At 52.3% G+C, this 17,196-nt stretch carries 15 protein-coding genes and 1 pseudogene; 5 read left to right on the forward strand and 11 right to left on the reverse strand.

The genetic code is table 11. The features are described 5' to 3' along the window. From FDX24_RS23785 to FDX24_RS02150, 4 genes and pseudogenes are all read left to right on the forward strand, one after another. A pseudogene (locus FDX24_RS23785) lies at positions 1-141 on the forward strand (ATP-dependent RNA helicase RhlE); the annotation flags it as partial. 96 nt (positions 142-237) lie between these two features. Beyond that, a complete protein-coding gene (dinG, locus tag FDX24_RS02140) occupies positions 238-2,388 on the forward strand; it encodes an ATP-dependent DNA helicase DinG (RefSeq protein WP_048212202.1) in 2,151 nt (716 codons plus the stop codon). Between the two features lie 29 nt (positions 2,389-2,417). Continuing rightward, positions 2,418-3,386 carry a DNA-binding protein YbiB gene (gene ybiB / locus FDX24_RS02145; RefSeq protein ID WP_048212201.1) on the forward strand — a complete coding sequence of 323 codons (969 nt, stop codon included), beginning with the start codon at positions 2,418-2,420 and terminating at the stop codon, positions 3,384-3,386. Between the two features lie 171 nt (positions 3,387-3,557). Then, positions 3,558-4,643, forward strand: a complete 1,086-nt coding sequence (locus tag FDX24_RS02150; protein WP_061067581.1) for a malate/lactate/ureidoglycolate dehydrogenase — start codon at positions 3,558-3,560, stop codon at positions 4,641-4,643. A gap of 97 nt (positions 4,644-4,740) precedes the next feature. On the opposite strand, the gene ybiJ is transcribed toward FDX24_RS02150, so the two are convergent. The 5 genes from ybiJ to mcbA all read right to left on the reverse strand — a co-directional run bounded on the left by ybiJ (position 4,741) and on the right by mcbA (position 9,203). Further along, entirely contained in the window at positions 4,741-5,001 is a 261-nt protein-coding gene (ybiJ, locus tag FDX24_RS02155; RefSeq protein ID WP_048212199.1) for a DUF1471 family protein YbiJ, read from the reverse strand. A gap of 301 nt (positions 5,002-5,302) precedes the next feature. Continuing rightward, positions 5,303-5,569, reverse strand: coding sequence for a DksA/TraR family C4-type zinc finger protein (locus FDX24_RS02160; RefSeq protein WP_048212198.1), 267 nt, complete (start codon positions 5,567-5,569; stop codon positions 5,303-5,305). 75 nt (positions 5,570-5,644) lie between these two features. Further along, the gene (gene ybiX, locus FDX24_RS02165) at positions 5,645-6,322 is read right to left on the reverse strand and encodes a PKHD-type hydroxylase YbiX (RefSeq protein WP_137363758.1); all 678 of its coding nucleotides are present in this window, start codon (positions 6,320-6,322) and stop codon (positions 5,645-5,647) included. Positions 6,323-6,365: 43 nt separating this feature from the next. Continuing rightward, positions 6,366-8,651, reverse strand: a complete 2,286-nt coding sequence (locus tag FDX24_RS02170) for a catecholate siderophore receptor Fiu (protein ID WP_137363759.1) — start codon at positions 8,649-8,651, stop codon at positions 6,366-6,368. Between the two features lie 291 nt (positions 8,652-8,942). Continuing rightward, positions 8,943-9,203, reverse strand: a complete 261-nt coding sequence (gene mcbA / locus FDX24_RS02175; protein WP_048212195.1) for a DUF1471 family periplasmic protein McbA — start codon at positions 9,201-9,203, stop codon at positions 8,943-8,945. Between the two features lie 200 nt (positions 9,204-9,403). Between mcbA and rlmF the strand changes: the two genes are divergently transcribed. Further along, entirely contained in the window at positions 9,404-10,330 is a 927-nt protein-coding gene (gene rlmF, locus FDX24_RS02180; protein ID WP_137363760.1) for a 23S rRNA (adenine(1618)-N(6))-methyltransferase RlmF, read from the forward strand. On the opposite strand, the gene ybiO is transcribed toward rlmF, so the two are convergent. The 6 genes from ybiO to rhtA all read right to left on the reverse strand — a co-directional run bounded on the left by ybiO (position 10,327) and on the right by rhtA (position 17,000). Continuing rightward, positions 10,327-12,564, reverse strand: coding sequence for a mechanosensitive channel protein (gene ybiO / locus FDX24_RS02185; RefSeq protein ID WP_048212193.1), 2,238 nt, complete (start codon positions 12,562-12,564; stop codon positions 10,327-10,329). The two genes, rlmF and ybiO, sit on opposite strands and share 4 nt — an antisense overlap. Positions 12,565-12,682: 118 nt before the next feature. Beyond that, complete coding sequence (glnQ, locus tag FDX24_RS02190; protein WP_042309588.1) at positions 12,683-13,405, reverse strand: glutamine ABC transporter ATP-binding protein GlnQ; 723 nt, start codon at positions 13,403-13,405, stop codon at positions 12,683-12,685. Beyond that, positions 13,402-14,061 carry a glutamine ABC transporter permease GlnP gene (gene glnP / locus FDX24_RS02195; protein WP_005123684.1) on the reverse strand — a complete coding sequence of 220 codons (660 nt, stop codon included), beginning with the start codon at positions 14,059-14,061 and terminating at the stop codon, positions 13,402-13,404. Before glnP ends, glnQ begins: the two co-directional genes overlap by 4 nt. 133 nt (positions 14,062-14,194) lie before the next feature. Beyond that, positions 14,195-14,941 carry a glutamine ABC transporter substrate-binding protein GlnH gene (gene glnH / locus FDX24_RS02200; RefSeq protein ID WP_048212192.1) on the reverse strand — a complete coding sequence of 249 codons (747 nt, stop codon included), beginning with the start codon at positions 14,939-14,941 and terminating at the stop codon, positions 14,195-14,197. A 364-nt stretch (positions 14,942-15,305) separates the two neighbouring features. Beyond that, a complete protein-coding gene (gene dps, locus FDX24_RS02205) occupies positions 15,306-15,809 on the reverse strand; it encodes a DNA starvation/stationary phase protection protein Dps (protein ID WP_005123679.1) in 504 nt (167 codons plus the stop codon). 303 nt (positions 15,810-16,112) lie between these two features. Next, positions 16,113-17,000 (reverse strand): threonine/homoserine exporter RhtA, encoded by an 888-nt coding sequence (gene rhtA, locus FDX24_RS02210; RefSeq protein ID WP_048212191.1) that lies wholly within the window; start codon positions 16,998-17,000, stop codon positions 16,113-16,115. Positions 17,001-17,196 lie beyond the last annotated feature (196 nt).

Raw genomic sequence — 17,196 nt, forward strand, 5'->3', positions numbered from 1 at the left:
GGCGGAGCAGGGCGTGGCCAGCAGCCGCGTCGTCAGGATGGCGGTGCGCCAAAAGCGAAGCCGCGTAATGGCGAAGGCAAACCGGCAGGCGATAAGCCTCGTCCGCCGCGCCGTCCGCGCAAACCGTCCTCAGCGCAGTAATTGCGAGCCCGGCCGAAAGGTCGGGCTTTTCTTTTTGCGACACGTCCCAGAAAGTGCCACAATAGTGGCTGTTTATACAGTATTTCAGGTTTTCTCATGGCACTTACGGCTGCGTTAAAAGCGCAAATCGCCGCCTGGTATAAGGCGCTTCAGGAACAGATCCCTGACTTTATTCCCCGAGCACCGCAGCGACAGATGATTGCTGACGTCGCGAAAACGCTGGCAGGTGAAGAAGGGCGGCATCTGGCGATTGAAGCGCCGACAGGAGTGGGGAAAACCCTGTCGTATCTGATTCCCGGTATTGCCATCGCGCGTGAAGAACAGAAAACGCTGGTGGTCAGTACCGCTAACGTTGCGTTGCAGGATCAGATCTACAGCAAAGACCTGCCGTTGCTGCGTAAAATCATCCCCGATCTGCGTTTTACCGCTGCTTTTGGTCGTGGTCGTTATGTCTGCCCGCGCAATTTGGCCGCGCTGGCCAGTACCGAACCCAATCAACAGGATCTGCTGGCCTTTCTCGACGATGACCTGACGCCAAATAATCAGGAAGAACAAAAGCGCTGCGCCAGGTTGAAAGGCGATCTCGACAGCTATAAATGGGACGGACTGCGCGATCACACCGATATCGCTATTGACGACGGACTCTGGCAGCGTCTGAGCACCGATAAAGCCAGCTGTCTGAATCGCAACTGTCACTACTATCGTGAATGCCCTTTTTTTGTCGCCCGCCGCGAGATTCAGGAAGCCGAAGTGGTGGTAGCCAACCACGCGCTGGTGATGGCGGCAATGGAAAGCGAAGCCGTTTTGCCGGAGCCGAAAAACCTGCTGTTAGTCCTTGATGAAGGACATCATTTGCCGGACGTCGCCCGCGATGCGCTGGAGATGAGTGCAGAAATCAGTGCCCCATGGTATCGACTTCAGTTGGATCTGTTCTGCAAATTAGTGGCGACCTGCATGGAGCAGTTCCGCCCGAAAACCACGCCGCCGCTGGCGAATGCCGAGCGGTTGAACGGTCACTGTGAAGAGCTGTATGAACTGATTGCTTCACTTAATAACATCCTCAATCTCTATATGCCCGCTACCCAGGAAGCGGAACACCGCTTTGCAATGGGAGAACTGCCTGGTGAAGTGATGGAGATCTGCCAGCGGCTGGCGAAACTGACGGAAATGCTGCGCGGCCTGGCAGAACTGTTCCTCAACGATCTCAGTGAAAAAACCGGTACCCACGATATTGTGCGTCTGCATCGGGTTATTTTGCAGATGAACCGGGCATTGGGCATGTTCGAGGCGCAAAGCAAATTGTGGCGTCTGGCGTCGCTGGCACAGTCGTCAGGCGCGCCGGTGAGTAAATGGGCGACGCGCGAGGTGCGTGACGGACAGATCCACGTCTGGTTTCACTGCGTGGGGATCCGCGTGAGCGATCAGCTCGAAAGACTGCTGTGGCGTAGCGTACCGCATATTATTGTCACCTCTGCCACGCTGCGTTCTCTCAATAGCTTCTCGCGTCTGCAGGAGATGAGCGGTCTGAAAGAAAAAGCGGGAGATCGCTTTGTTGCACTGGACTCACCGTTTAACCACGTTGAACAGGGCAAAATCGTCATTCCGCAGATGCGCTACGAACCGTTAATTGATAACGAAGAGCAGCATATCGCGGAAATGGCCGCCTATTTCCGCGAGCAACTGGAAAGTAAAAAGCATCAGGGCATGTTGGTGCTTTTTGCCAGCGGACGGGCGATGCAGCGTTTTCTTGAGCACGTTACCGATCTGCGCTTGCTGCTGCTGGTACAGGGCGACCAGCCGCGCTATCGTCTGGTGGAGTTACACCGAAAGCGGGTGGAAAACGGTGAACGCAGTGTACTGGTTGGACTGCAATCTTTTGCCGAAGGTCTTGATTTGAAAGGCGAATTGCTGACCCAGGTACATATTCACAAAATCGCGTTTCCGCCCATCGATAGTCCGGTAGTGGTCACTGAGGGCGAGTGGCTGAAAAGCCTGAACCGCTACCCTTTTGAGGTGCAAAGCTTACCAGCAGCGTCGTTCAATTTGATCCAGCAGGTGGGGCGACTCATTCGTAGCCATGGCTGCTGGGGTGAAGTTGTGATCTACGATAAGCGGTTGTTGACCAAAAACTATGGCAAGCGTTTACTGAATGCGTTACCCATTTTTCCGATAGAGCAGCCTGCTGTGCCAGACGTTATAGTAAAACCAAAAGAAAAAGCGAAACCCACGCGCCGCCGTCGGCGTTAACGATGCGAGCAACAGGAAAGGAGTTATCGATGGATTACCGCAAAATCATCAAAGAGATTGGGCGAGGTAAAAATCACGCGCGTGACCTGGACCAGGATACTGCTCGCGGACTGTATACCCATATGCTGAATGGCGATGTACCGGATCTTGAAATGGGCGGCGTGCTGATTGCGTTGCGCATTAAAGGCGAAGGCGAAGCGGAAATGCTGGGCTTTTACGAAGCGATGCAAAACCACACCATTCGCCTGACGCCGCCGGTTGCCAAACCCATGCCCATTGTCATTCCCAGCTACAATGGCGCGCGCAAGCAGGCCAATCTGACGCCGCTGCTGGCTATCTTATTGCATAAGCTGGGCTTCCCGGTGGTGGTGCACGGCGTCAGCGAGGATCCTACCCGCGTGCTGACAGAAACTATTTTTGAGCTGATGGGGATCATGCCCACGCTGCATGCCGGCCAGGCACAGGCAAAACTGGATGGTCATGAACCGGTATTTATTCCGGTGCGCGCGCTGTGTCCGCCTCTGGATAAGCAACTGGCGATGCGCTGGAGAATGGGGGTGCGCAACAGTGCACATACGCTGGCGAAGTTGGCCACGCCGTTTGCAGAAGATGCCGCGCTGCGTCTTGCCAGTGTTTCTCATCCTGAATATGTCTCGCGAGTGGCGAAATTTTTTGGCGACATCGGCGGCCGTGGTCTGCTGATGCACGGTACCGAAGGCGAGGTGTACGCCAACCCGCAGCGCTGTCCGCAGATAAGCCTGATAGACCCGACGGGAGTGCGCGTGCTACAGGACCGCCAGAGTGAGATGCCTGACGAGCCAGTCCCACTGCCGGTAGCAAAAGATCCGGAAACCACTGCCCGCTGGATAGAACGCTGTCTGGCCGGAAGCGAGCCGATACCGGCCTCATTGAAAATTCAGATGGCCTGCTGTCTGGTAGCAACCGGTGAATCCGCCACGCTGGCAGACGGGCTTGCTCGCGTCGATCAAAGCTTCTGACCCTTTCTTCATCCCGACGGGCCTGTCATCTGGCCCGTCAGTCGTTCCTGTCCTGCACCCTCTGCAACGTGAAATTTCTGCACGATTATTGACCTCCTGGCGACCGTAGCGCAGCATAGTTTGTTGAAAAATAAGAAACACAACAAACACGCAACACAACAGGAGATAACAATGGACAGTGGACATCGCTTTCACGCGCCAACGCTACATGCGTTTATTCAGGCCGTTTTCCGACAGATGGGGAGTGACGAGCAGGAGGCGCAGTTGGTGGCCGATCATCTGATAGCCTCAAACCTCGCCGGGCATGATTCACACGGTATCGGGATGATCCCAAGCTACATTCGCTCATTCTCGCAGGGACATCTGCAGATCAATCGTCATGCCAAAGTGGTCAAAGATGCGGGTGCAGTGGTTACGCTGGATGGGGATTGCGCATTTGGTCAGGTAGCCGCGCATGAAGCTATCGCGCTGGGGATTGAGAAAGCACAGCAGTATGGAATTGCTGCGGTAGCACTGCATAATTCTCACCACATTGGGCGCATTGGCTACTGGGCGGAGCAGTGTGCGGCGGCGGGCTTTGTCTCTATACACTTTGTGAATGTGGTGGGGATCCCGATGGTTGCCCCGTTCCATGGTCGTGATAGCCGTTTTGGCACCAACCCTTTCTGCGTTGTGTTTCCACGTAAAAATGATTTCCCGTTGCTGCTGGACTATGCGACCAGCGCCATCGCTTTTGGCAAAACGCGCGTGGCGTGGCACAAAGGTGAGCCGGTTGCGCCGGGCTGTCTGATTGATGCTCAGGGGGCTCCTACTACCGATCCTGCCGTTATGCAGGAATCGCCATTGGGCTCGCTGCTCACCTTTGCCCAGCATAAAGGCTACGCGCTGGCGGCAATGTGTGAAATCATGGGCGGTGCGCTTTCTGGCGGTAAAACGACCCACGAAGCCAGTTTGCAGAACAGCGCAGACGCCATTATTAACTGCATGACCACGATCATCATTAACCCAACACTATTCGGTGCCCCGGACTGTGACAATCAGGTTTCGGCATTTGCTGAATGGGTCAAAGCGTCACCGCATGCTGAGGATACGCCTATCCTGTTACCGGGTGAGTGGGAAGTGAATACCCGTGAAGAGCGGCTGGCGCAGGGTATCCCGCTTGATGCCGGAAGTTGGCAAGCGATATGTGAGGCGGCACAGCAAATCGGTATGCCGGATGCGGTATTGCAGGCGTTTCGCCAACGGCTTGAACGTTAGATAAAAAAAAGCCCGTCCAGTGGCGGACGGGCAAACAAAGGGTAACAAACAGGGTCAATGAGGGTTGGAGCATTGGGTCGTACAGGAATTCTGTTGGTTATTTGTAGATAACCGCGGTGCCGCTCATTTTGTCGTTGCCGACAGCGGAGGTGATGCTGTAACCACTTGCACCAGCAGCAGCTGCTTTTTCAGCCAGTTTTGCTTCCAGGCCGTCCAGCGTGGTGGCGCCATCAGCAGATACCACACCCATTTTATTCATGCTTTGCGCCTGAGTGGAGGTAACCGGCTCAGCAGCGAAAACACCAAATGACAGGGTAGACAGGGCGATAGCAGCAACAGCAAATTTAATGTTTTTCATGATTTTTCTCTCGCAGGTTTATTCGGTTAGTCGATGTTCTGTTCAGCAGACGTTGTTCTGTCGATGTGAGAAGTATCACGTTTTTTTCGGTGAGAGAAAATCGAATAGAATTGACGACATCAATCAAAAAAATTGAATGACAAATAACTTATTGAATATTAATAAATTCAGAAGAGGGATTTACAGTTCTTGTCATAGCGCTTTACAGAGAAAGTGACAACGGCACATTTTGCTACACCGCGAGTGAAAAAGCGTGCTCGTAAAGGAAATCGTATGCGCTGAAACTTTTGGTAAAGATGAGTCAACGTAGCTGGCTGTCTTTCGAACCTCTGCGATTATATCCTGAAAATGCAGAGTTATGTGAATCTTTATCCTGTTGGCAGGAGATGCACAAACGCACGCCAGGTACCGCTTCACGGCGCGCCTGCGGGATAGGATTGCCACATTCTTCACATTCATGCAGACTTTCCCCCGTCGGTAACTCACCGCGGGCACGGGCAACAGCATCTTCAATCGTATTGTTGATCTGTTCGTTAACAGCGTCGTCATTTGCCCATCCGGATGCCATATGTACCTCCTGTTGATGTCTACAGAATAAGTATAGCGAATGTGATGGGCGAAAAACGACCACGCATCAGCGGTATCAGATTTCAGACCATTCGCGCAGCAGGTTATGGTAGAGATTGAGTAATGACAGGATCTCGCTATTTTCCCCATGACGTGCCTTCAGGGACTGAATGTTTTTATCCAGTTCAAAAAGCATGGCGCGATTTTTGTCATCACGGATCATCGACTGGATCCACATAAACGATGCCACACGAACCCCACGGGTTACCGGCGTAACGCAATGTAGGCTGCTGGAAGGGTAAAGCACCAGATCGCCTGCCGGAAGTTTCACCGCATGCTGGCCGTAGGTGTCATTGACCAGCAGCTCTCCTCCCGCATAATCGTCGGGATTACTGAGGAATAAGGTGGCGGAAAGGTCTGTGCGCATCCAGCCGTTTTCCGGGTGACTACGCACCGCGCCATCAACGTGAAAACCGTAGGTTTCGTTGTTCTGGTAGCGATTAAACAGCGGTGTGGAGAGCGTTTTCGGTAATGCTGCGGCGAAGAAAAGCGGGCTGTTATTCACCGCGGTTTGTACCGCCTGTTGCAAAATGCCGTAACGCTCGCTTTGCGTATCTACCTGCTGGTTGTTTTTTACCTGCGCGCCCTGAGTGCCGGTGGTTGCGCGGCCATCAACCCAGTCGGCAGCGTCCAGTTGTTCGCGAAACCAGGCGACATCCTGCGCCGACAGAACGCCGGGAATGTGGTACATCATCAGTGTTTCTCCTGAAAGTGGGGCTTACGCCCCACGAGATGGATCAGAAATGCATATTGGCGGTGAGCAGGAAGGTTCTTGGCTCGCCCGGATGGTAACGGTATCCACTCTTGTTAATGGAGGATACATAATCGGTGTCGAACAGGTTATAGACGTTCAGCTGGAAATCGAGATTGCGGTTTACGCGATAGCCTAACTTGGCATCCGCAACCCAGTAGCCTTCAGTATAAGATGGCGTACCCACGGCGCCGTCCGAGCCGCGATGCATACTGCCCACGTAACGTGCGCCCGCGCCAACGGAAATATCATCGGTAGCCTGATACTGGCTCCACAGCGTGAAGGCATGTTCCGGCGTATAGGGCAGGGAAGAAGAACCATCCTGAGCAACGTTTTTGCCGCTGTGGATCGTGGCGCGTTGCTGGGTGTATCCCCCAATAACCTGCCATGCGGGAGTGATGTTGCCAGCTACAGAGAGTTCGTAGCCTTCAACGCGTTTCTCCCCGTACTGGGAATATGTTCCGTCGTCGTTCTGCTCTACTTCATTTTCAATATCCGTACGGAAAATCGCGGCGGTTAACAGCAGGCGCTTATCCAGCACCTCCCATTTGGTGCCGATCTCGCTGGTTTTCGCTTTCTGCGGTTTAAAATCGGTCCGGTTGGCGCTGTTACCGCTTCCGCCCTGTGCAAGGGCAAAGTTACTGCCGCCCGGCGGTTGCTGAGAAACGGCATAGTTAATGTAGACATTGCCGTTATCGGTCAGGTGATACAGCGCGCCCGCTTTCCAGTTCACCAGATTGCCTGATTTGGCAGTATCCACGGTCGTAACCGGAGAACCTTTGGCGACGCCTGTCGGACATGCAACTGCACCACGGCCAGAAGCACCGCACGCGGTGGCGCTGTCATACTCGGTACGATAATTATCCAGACGAATACCACCGTTCAATTCAATATCACGCGTAATTTGCAGAGTATCGAAGGCGTAAATACCGAAGGTATCGGTCTGGCCGTTGGCGTTGGCGCCATTACGGGATAATCCACCAATGTTCACGTTGCTGTTCGGTGAGTAAATATTGACCGGCGGCGGGGTGATCGGGACTACGCCATAGTTGGTTTGTGTTTCGCGCGTCAACTCCACGCCGGTGCTGATGTCGTGACCGATGGATCCCGTGTAAAACTTTGAGGTCAGGTTGGTCTGGTTGGTCAGGATTTTATTGCTGACATCTTTGGTATTTGCCAGGCGTGACCAGGTCCAGGTGTCGACGCTGCTGGTGGGGTGGGTGATGTTAGACGCGCCGCCCATTACCGCCGTCATCAAATAATCCTGTTTAATGCGCGACCAGCGGGTGGTGTTGCGAATAGTGGTGCTGTCATTCAGGTCATGTTCAAAACGCATCGTCGCGGTATCGGTCGTCGAATCGTCGTAATCCGAGTTGGTACCGTAGAAATTATGTGTATCCACTTTTCCTGAATGATTCAGTGCAGAAGTCCCCGCAGAAGGTGCGGAATATCCCGGCAGGCCGATGGTAGGGATGCCGCCATCCGGTGTGTTGTGTTGAGTAACGTGCAGATAGTTCAGATACAGTCGGTTCTCGGTGCCTAAGCCAAAAGCGAGAGAGGGGGCTACACCATAACGTTCATTCTTAACATTATCGCGACCGGCATCATGCGTTTTTTCACCCATCAGGTTTAAACGTGCGGCGGTGGTCTCGCCGATAACCTGGTTAATGTCCAGCGTACCACGGCGGAACCAGGCGCTACCGACGCTGGCCGACGCATCGATTCCTGAGTCGGTACGCGGCTGTTTGCTGATCATATTGATAGAGCCAGTGGGGGCACTGCGACCATAGTCAGTGCCGGAAGGGCCTTTAATCACTTCAACCTGTTCCGTATTGAAGGTGTCACGCGTGACGCTACCAATATCACGAATACCGTCGATATAAATGCTGTTTGAGGTGTCAGCACCTCGCATATACACCGCATCGCCGGTGGTGGAGTTACCATTTTCACCCGCAAAAAATGCGCCAACACCCGGCACGTTTTTCAACGCATCAGTAAGATTGGTTGCTCCCTGATCCTTAATAACCTGCTCAGAAATGACCGTCATGGTGCGAGTGGTATCCGCCACCGGGCGGGAGAATTTAGGGTCGGCAGACTGTGTTGGGGCGTACAGCGAAGGTTTGGCCGCTTCAACGACCAACGTATCTTCTTGTTTTTTATCCTGATCGCCTGCGGCTACAGCCTGGGCTGCCGGAGACAGGCCAATGCACAGACCGGCAAAAAAAGTCAGTGAATGAAAACTACTGGACGGCAAGTTGCGATTTTTATCCATGTTAATGAATGACTTATTATTTTTGAGTAGAAGGTTTCACTCAAACGAAGGGACATCTCTGTGGACGTTATACCCTGCAGGCCTCGCCTGAATGAAATGCGTAATTGATAATAATTTTGATAAGCATTATCAATAAGTGTGACGTTTTAGCATTCATTACTTCAAAAATAAATACATTTATTTACATTGAATTCAAAATTCCAACATGGCGGTTACAGTTCATGCAGGGGATTTCAGAAAGAAAGGACAGCAAACTGCATTCAGGGCGAATGCAGTTGAGCTGAGTGAGAGTTACTTATAAATAGTTGCTGTACCGTACATCTGATTTTTACCGCCAGCGGAATTAACCACAAAACCTTTCGCGCCTTGCTCTTTGGCTTTTTCTGCCAGCTTACCTTCGAGGTCATCCAGGCTTGATGCTCCGCTCACGGAAATCGTACCGGAGGCTTGTAGTGGACCGTTGGCAGGACTGGCATTGGGCTGGGCAGCAAAAGTCGCAAATGTCATGCCGGTAAGTATGGTAGCGGCAAGGAATGTGAGGCATTTCTTCATGATGATATCCTCTGAGAAACAACAGATCGTGCCTGATAAGTTTAGGTCGTCATTGCAGGGCATTTGCCGCAAAAAATCGACCAACAACAGGCTATTTTTTGAACGATGCAATTCGTATAAAAAATGAAATTTCCCTGCTGTGTATGTTTACCCCGTGGCGTTATGCGGGTATCTTACGCCGCTGTTAAAAGGAGAATGCTATGCCCCCCCAGAAACCGGGATTACATCCACGCAACCGCCACAATGGCCGTTATGATCTTGCGACGTTATGCCAGGTTACCCCCGAGCTGACGCAATTTCTCACCCTCACGCCCGGCGGCGAGCAGAGTGTTGATTTCGCCAATCCGCAGGCAGTTAAGGCGCTCAATAAAGCACTGCTGGCGCATTATTATGCGGTGGCAAACTGGGATATCCCGGAAGGTTTTCTTTGCCCACCGGTTCCGGGTCGTGCGGACTACATTCACCATCTGGCCGACCTGTTGGGTGAAACCACCGGAACCATCCCTGCAAATGCGAGCATCCTGGATATAGGCGTAGGGGCAAACTGTATTTATCCGCTGATCGGCGTGCATGAATACGGCTGGCGATTCACGGGCAGTGAGAGCAGTAGCGAAGCGTTTACCAGTGCTCAGGCGATCATAAACGGCAATCCGGGGTTAACCCGTGCTATTCGTCTGCGTCGTCAGAAAGATGCTTCGGCAATCTTCAACGGTATCATTCACAAAAATGAGCAGTATGAAGCCACATTGTGTAACCCGCCATTCCATGATTCTGCGGCCTCAGCCCGCGCAGGAAGCGAGCGCAAACGCCGCAATCTGGGCCAGGACAAAGATGATGCGCTGAACTTTGGCGGGCAGCAGCAGGAGCTGTGGTGTGAAGGGGGGGAAGTGGCGTTCATCAAAAAAATGATCGCCGAAAGCCAGGCCTTTGGTCGCCAGGTAATGTGGTTCACCACGCTGGTTTCGCGCGGCGAGAATTTGCCTCCGCTGTACCACGCATTAACGGATGCGTGCGCGGTGAAAGTGGTTAAAAAAGAGATGGCCCAGGGGCAAAAGCAGAGTCGCTTTATTGCCTGGACCTTTATGGATAACGATCAGCGTCGTCGTTTTATGGCGCGTCAACGCTAAAGCGTGGGCTCGGCTGGCGGCAGCGGTTCGCTTGCCGCAGGGGTTGGGCCATGCACCGGTGCAGGCAAGACCTGATACGTCTGTACCGGCGCGCGTACGTTGGCCAGATCGAAGTATTTTTTCACCTGGCTGTCGAGCGCAAAACGTACCGTCCACTGCTTCAGCGGCAAGGTGGTAAACGAAACCCGCAGCGTGAAGGCCGTATTGGTTAACCCCACAATCCCGGCAAACGACGGCTCGCCAATGATAAGCCCGCGGATATCTTCTTTTTCCATCACCGCAGCAACCGCGTCTTTCAATGCCTGATTCGCTTTATCCGCATCCTCATGGCGGTCTACATCGTAATTGGCGACGACCGATCCAATGCCACGCACAAAATTGGCGAAGGTCGTTATCGATGACCACGGGATGATATGGTACGCCCCGGTGTCCTGACGCACGCCCACTGAGCGGATGGACATCCGTTCTACCGTACCGGTGAGTGGACCGATGGTCACCAGATCGCCGGTGTTCATGCCATTCTCGAACTGAATAAAGATCCCGGTAATAATATCTTTTACCAGCGTTTGTGAGCCGAAAGAGATAGCCAGCCCCAGCGCCCCGGCACCAGCCAGTAAAGGGGCGATATTGACGCCAATTTCGGACAGCACAATCATGATAGTGATCGTGCTGATGATCACCGCCAGTGCGTTGCGAAACAGCGTCAGCAGGGTGCGAGTACGCGCGCTGGGTAACGGGCGACCATGAATATCGGAAGCCAGACGATTTTCAATCAGGCTGGCGAGGATCGTCCAGCCGATGGCGGAGAAGAATAAAATCAGCGCGATACGGATCAGGATATCCACCGTTTTTTCGCCTGCGCCGTAATGCAGCCAGTTCCAGAAGTCGAACAGTCCCCAGGCGTTGAGTAGCAGCATGACCGCGACGCACACTGTCAGGATCCTGGCCACGCTTAACGCCGTTGACAGCCAGCCATTTAGCCGCTTTTGTAATTCCGGATAGCTGCGCTGCGTGTGCGGCGACAGGGTAATGGTTTTGGCAATCCAGCGGGATAACATGCCGGATACAAAGGCGGCTATCCCGATGATCACCAGGCTGCGCAGCGTGGCGCCCATCATGAATTTCAGGCTGTTGCCTGGATCAAACAGCGAGAAGAAAAACAGCACAATGAAGTAGGCGCTGGCCAGCCAATGCCATATCAGCGCAAAAGCACGGATAAACAGGCTAAAGAAAGCTAAAGAGCGTGCGGCAAGATTCTGTAAGTGCTGGGTAATCTCATTCTTGTTTCTGAAAATCAGGTACAGCGCCCACAGCGTGATGCACAGCATGATGATGACGTTTGCCATCGCGCCGACCTGCACATTAACCTGATTCGAAATAATGGGTACGGCAACGATAAGCCCGTAGCCAATCAGGCTGCTCAATGAACTCAAACGGCGATTCCAGTAGCGTGCGCCTGCATCCTGAATGTTAAACGGGCGCAGCTCGGTCACCGCCGGGCAAAATATCAGGCGCAAAATGGCCTTGAAGAATTCAATCAGGGCGAAGGCATTGAGAAACAGGCTTTGCTGAAAGGCGATGGTGCGACTGCCGGCGTTCATTTTGTCGCTCAGTATCTGCCCGACAAACAAGGTGAGCGCCAGTAGAAGCAAATCGATAACGAATGCGCCAACGATCATCGCCGGAAGCTGGAGCCAGTTGCTGCGCTCACGGTTTTTGCGTCGTGCCCATTGTCCCATTTTGCGATACAGCGGCAGCGCGCACAGGCGAACCAGCCAGAAAAAACCGAACACTGACACCGCCAGCATTAAAAAATGCGTCAGGGCATTGGTGAATGTTTGCGGGTTAAAGATCTTATGCGGGGCATCGGTAATATTGCGATAAAGCTGGGCAAAGCGGCTGGAGAGGGCTTCACCGTAGTGGCGGGTGACATCCGTGACGTTTTCCAGTACCGTTTTTTCTTCCGTTAACGTGGGCGGGACAATGGTCGGCACCGGCTCGGCAGGAGGGGCAGTGGCCACTTTGCGTAACTGGCCGATCAGCTCCTGACGCGAGGCGTCATTTTCCAGCACATCGGCCAGGGCGCCGTAAGCCGCCTTTTTCTGTTCAATATCCGGCTCTTTCGCCGGTGTGGTTTGCGCGTTGGTTGACGTTGGCGTGGTGACGCCAGGAATCGTCACCGCCTGGGTCGGAAGACTCAACAGACAAACAATGATGAACAGGATCCCGCGCATCACTCCTCCCATGAGAAAATAAATTCAAAAGGATAAGTATAGATGTCAGGGCGGGAGAGAATTGAAATGAGAGGATTCTGGTGAAAAACCTCCCTTCGGGCGAAGGGAGGCAGGGCTATCAGGAAACGTGCTGCAAGAATTCCTGTAAGCGTTGGCTGGGCGGATTTTCAATCAGGGCCTGCGGATTACCGTCCTCGGCAATACGTCCCTTATCGATAAAAATCAGGCGTGAAGCCACTTTTTCGGCAAAACCGATTTCATGGGTCACAATCACCATGGTCATTCCTTCTTCCGCCAGATCCTGCATAACTTTCAGAACTTCGTGGCGCAGTTCCGGATCCAGCGCTGAGGTTGGCTCATCAAACAGCATCATTTTCGGCTTCACCGCCAGCGCACGGGCGATAGCCACACGCTGTTGTTGACCGCCGGACAGCTCAGAAGGGTAGTGATGGGCGCGCTCGGCCAGACCCACTTTCGCCAGCAGTTCTTTCGCCAGTTTCTCGGCCTGTTCTTTATTTGCCCCGCGTACGCGCTGCGGCCCAAACATGACGTTTTCCAGCGCCGTCAGATGCGGGAACAGGTAGAATTGCTGAAACACCATCCCGGCTTCCTGGCGGATTAACCGCTCGTCTACCTTCGGATCGTTCACTTTCAGGCCGTCAACAATCAGGTCACCGGAGGTAATTTCTTCCAGCTTGTTAATGCAGCGCAGCAGGGTAGATTTACCGGAGCCAGATGGCCCGATAATCACCACGACTTCACCTTGTTTAATATTCAGATCGATGTTGTGTAGCACCTGGGTTGGACCAAAGTGCTTAGAAACGTTTTTAAATTCAATCACAGGATTTTCATCCTTCTTTCCAGACGACGCAGAATGAAGCTCAGCACCAGCGTAATGATCAGATAGAACACTGCAACGGCGCTCCAGATTTCCAGGGCGCGGAAGTTACCAGCAATGATTTCCTGACCCTGACGCGTCAGTTCAGCGACGCCAATGACGATAAACAGCGAGGTATCTTTGATGCTGATGATCCACTGGTTGCCCAGCGGTGGCAGCATACGACGCAGAGCGAGAGGTAAAATTACGTGGCGGATGGTCTCCGTGCGTGAAAGTCCAAGCGCCAGGCCAGCCTCGCTGAATCCTTTGTGGATTGAGAGTACCGCGCCACGCGTGATTTCTGCGATATAGGCGCCGGAGTTAATCATGATGGTGACAACAGCGGCGCTGAAGGGGTCAATACGCAAATCGTTAAACGCCATTGGCAGGGCGAAGTAGATAAACATCACCTGTACAACGATTGGCGTACCGCGGATGACTTCGATAAACACCAGCGCTACGTGGTTGGCTATCCAACCGCCGAAAGTACGCGCAAAACCTGCTGCAAGCCCGATAATCAGACCGCCAGCCAGACCGAGGATTGAAATCCACAGGGTCATTTTGGCGCCTTCTATCAAAAGCGGGATGGCGGGCCAGATGGCACTCCAGTCAAACTGCATATGTCGTTCCTGTTACCGTGGTGAAAAGAGTCAATTGCCCGTTTTACCGGATGTACTTATCCGGCCTACAGGTCTCAAAAATGCTGGCGTAGACCCGGCAAGCATCACGCTACCGGGCCTGTGCTGTAGATTATTATTTAGGTTCAGTACCGAACCATTTTTTGTAGATTTCGTTGTAAGTACCGTTCTCTTTCAGCGTTTTCAGCGCGCCGTTCACTTTCTCACGCAGTTCATCGCTGCCTTTCGGGAAGGCGATACCGTACTGCTGGGCTTCCAGGGAATCACCTACAGCTTTGAACTGACCGTTGCCCGCAGTCTTGATGAAATACAGAATGTTTGGTGTATCGTGCAGTACGGCGTCTGCGCGGTTGGTACCCAGTTCCATATACGCGTTATCAATGTTCGGGAACTGACGCAGGTCTTTAGTTTTGATGTTCGCTTTTGCGTAATCAACGGAACCGGTGCCGCCCTTCACTGCGACGACTTTACCGTCCAGATCTTTTACGCTTTTCACATCGTTATTGTTCGCTTTGACCATCACTAACAGGCCGCTTTTGTAGTAGCCGTCAGAGAAGTCGATGGCTTTTTTACGCTCTTCGGTAATAGTGATACCTGCCAGCGCCAAATCGACGTTTTTGGTTTGCAGAGCCGGGATGATGCCGCTGAAATCCATTGGTTTCAGTTCATAATCCAGCTTTAGTTCTTTGGCGACGGCAGCCCACAGATCCACATCAAAACCAACGTATTTGTCACCCTGTTTGAATTCAAAGGGAACAAAGGCGGTGTCGGTTGCGACAACCAGTTTCTTATCTGCGGCATGGGAGGACACCGCAAAAGCCAGGGTAAGTGCAGCCAGTGAAACTTTTAATACAGACTTCATAGGATTTCCTTTTATATCCACGGGGCGATCCCCTGCGAGAACATATGGCTTAATGAAAGAATCGTGCCAATTTTGCAACTCATTGTTTTAACAAGAGGGCGTCTCATTTTGTTGCACAATAAGTAGGGCAAAGCGGGCTGTTTGCACCGTTTCAGGGCACTCATTTGGTGCATGACGGGCGCGGTGCAAACGGTATGACTATTTAGCGTAAAAATTGTTGATAAAACAATCTTTCGTTAACGATTGTGTGAGGTGATTATTACAAATAATTTACTTTGGAGTGACGAATGATCAATGTTGTGCACCATAGAAGTGCAAAACCCCCGCAAATGCGAGGGTAATATAGGTATTTCTTATATGTCTGTTATTCGATGTTCGCTTCGATAAACCACAAGAATTTGTCGAGGTCACGGGAGGCCGCAGTGAAGATATCTGCTGTATCCTCATCTTTTGCTTCACTTATCGCTTTACGTACGCTGTTAGCAACCACGGCATAACGTTCGGCCAGCTCTTTTAAGTGGTCCTGTACGTTATGGATATCCAGCGGGTAGCTTTTCAGTGGCGTTTTGCTGTTAATAACCTGCGTTGTCCCCAGTGCCACACCGCCTAACTGTACGGCACGCTCAGCCATGGTATCGAGGTGATCGGTCAGTGCTGTCCGGAAACCATCCAGCATTTCATGTACGGCAATGAAGTTTGCGCCGCGCATATTCCAGTGTGCCTGTTTGGTGATCAATGACAGGTCAATGAATTGGATCACCTGCTGATTCAGCAGTTCAACGGTCGCTTTTTTATCGCTGTCGGTTACATCGTTACGGGTATAAAGGAGGGCTGATGCTTTTGTTTTTACCAGTTTTGCAGTACTCATAATCTCATATCCTCTTGATGTTTACGTCCCAAATCTTCAACGAGGATAAGTATAGCGCTAATTTCAGTTTTATTTTTCTGGTGTTGCCTATCACTTTAATAGCGAGGCGAATGAAAATATAAAATATCGATATAAATCAATTTAATAAGTTATTTTAGTACAGCGTATTGTTATTATTGTGTTAATGCTATGCCTCAGCATAAATAGCGTGCTTCAACGGGGAGGTAGAGGGCGATAATAATAGTGGGGATAGATAACAAGATATTCTGCATGATTATGCAAACCATGCAGAATATTGGCAGGTTAATTCACGTCAATTTGCTTAATTTGCGGGTCCTTACGGATGGTGAGCGTAGAGCCCATGGACGCAGCAATAATCGCTCCCAGAGCCAGCGTCTGGATAAACGTCAGCGTTTCCCCGAGGAAAATCATTCCAGACACTGCAGCCAGTGCAGGCTCCATGCTCATCAGTGTCCCAAAGGTACGTGTAGGCAGTCGCGTTAATGCGATCATTTCCAGCGAATAGGGGAGCGCAGTAGAGAGGACTGCTACCGCTAAGCCCAACGGGAGAATAGACCAGTGCCACAGCGCATCGCCTGCCTGAATGACGCCAATCGGCACGAAAACCAGCGCTGCGATTAATGAGCCAACTGCGACCGTTGCCGGGCCATGCTCTTCGCCTGCGCGTTGCCCGGTAAGAATATAGATAGCCCAACAGGCGCCAGCACCTAATGCCAGCGCGGCACCGGTTAAATCAACGTGAGAAACATCCTGACCTAACGGTAGCAGGAACCACAGTCCGAGCACGGCCAGCGCAACCCAGATAAAATCCACCGGGCGGCGGGAGGAAAACAACGCTACCGCGAGCGGCCCGGTAAATTCCAGCGCTACGGCAATACCCAGCGGTACAGTCTGAATTGACAGGTAAAAGAGATAGTTCATCCCACCCAGAGACAAACCATAAAACAGCAGGGGAAGACGTTGCTCTTTGGCAAAACGTAAACGCCAGGGTTTAAAGAAGGCGATAAGGATGAGCGTTCCCAGTGCGAGGCGCAGGGCGGTAACGCCTGGCGCACCGACGAGAGGGAACAGCGATTTCGCCAGCGATGCACCGCTTTGAATCGAGGACATAGCTATCAGCAAAACCAAAATAGGCAACCAGACTGGCGCTTTACGTGACGACCCCGGCATCCTTTCTCCTGTCAAATGATGGTTACACACCTTGCCCCGCGGGACGCCGCAGATTTGCTGCGATGCGCGTGAGTTTGTGTATAGAAAAGTAAAACAGCGAGTGTAATGGAAATACGCTCGGCTGGTTGAGTATTCGTTGAAAAAAAAATTACTGAGATCCGTACAATGGCATGAAAACGATGGATTAATAATCTGC

The organism is Citrobacter sp. wls716 (genome assembly GCF_005280975.1).
In the GTDB taxonomy this organism is placed as follows: domain Bacteria; phylum Pseudomonadota; class Gammaproteobacteria; order Enterobacterales; family Enterobacteriaceae; genus Citrobacter; species Citrobacter youngae.

Excerpts from the sequence above, each read along its gene's own strand:
- dinG (WP_048212202.1), top strand. The coding sequence starts at position 238 with ATGGCACTTACGGCTGCGTTAAAAGCGCAAATCGCCGCCTGGTATAAG.
- ybiB (WP_048212201.1), top strand. The coding sequence starts at position 2,418 with ATGGATTACCGCAAAATCATCAAAGAGATTGGGCGAGGTAAAAATCAC.
- FDX24_RS02150 (WP_061067581.1), top strand. The coding sequence starts at position 3,558 with ATGGACAGTGGACATCGCTTTCACGCGCCAACGCTACATGCGTTTATT.
- ybiJ (WP_048212199.1), bottom strand. The coding sequence starts at position 5,001 with ATGAAAAACATTAAATTTGCTGTTGCTGCTATCGCCCTGTCTACCCTG.
- FDX24_RS02160 (WP_048212198.1), bottom strand. The coding sequence starts at position 5,569 with ATGGCATCCGGATGGGCAAATGACGACGCTGTTAACGAACAGATCAAC.
- ybiX (WP_137363758.1), bottom strand. The coding sequence starts at position 6,322 with ATGATGTACCACATTCCCGGCGTTCTGTCGGCGCAGGATGTCGCCTGG.
- FDX24_RS02170 (WP_137363759.1), bottom strand. The coding sequence starts at position 8,651 with ATGGATAAAAATCGCAACTTGCCGTCCAGTAGTTTTCATTCACTGACT.
- mcbA (WP_048212195.1), bottom strand. The coding sequence starts at position 9,203 with ATGAAGAAATGCCTCACATTCCTTGCCGCTACCATACTTACCGGCATG.
- rlmF (WP_137363760.1), top strand. The coding sequence starts at position 9,404 with ATGCCCCCCCAGAAACCGGGATTACATCCACGCAACCGCCACAATGGC.
- ybiO (WP_048212193.1), bottom strand. The coding sequence starts at position 12,564 with ATGCGCGGGATCCTGTTCATCATTGTTTGTCTGTTGAGTCTTCCGACC.
- glnP (WP_005123684.1), bottom strand. The coding sequence starts at position 14,061 with ATGCAGTTTGACTGGAGTGCCATCTGGCCCGCCATCCCGCTTTTGATA.
- glnH (WP_048212192.1), bottom strand. The coding sequence starts at position 14,941 with ATGAAGTCTGTATTAAAAGTTTCACTGGCTGCACTTACCCTGGCTTTT.
- dps (WP_005123679.1), bottom strand. The coding sequence starts at position 15,809 with ATGAGTACTGCAAAACTGGTAAAAACAAAAGCATCAGCCCTCCTTTAT.
- rhtA (WP_048212191.1), bottom strand. The coding sequence starts at position 17,000 with ATGCCGGGGTCGTCACGTAAAGCGCCAGTCTGGTTGCCTATTTTGGTT.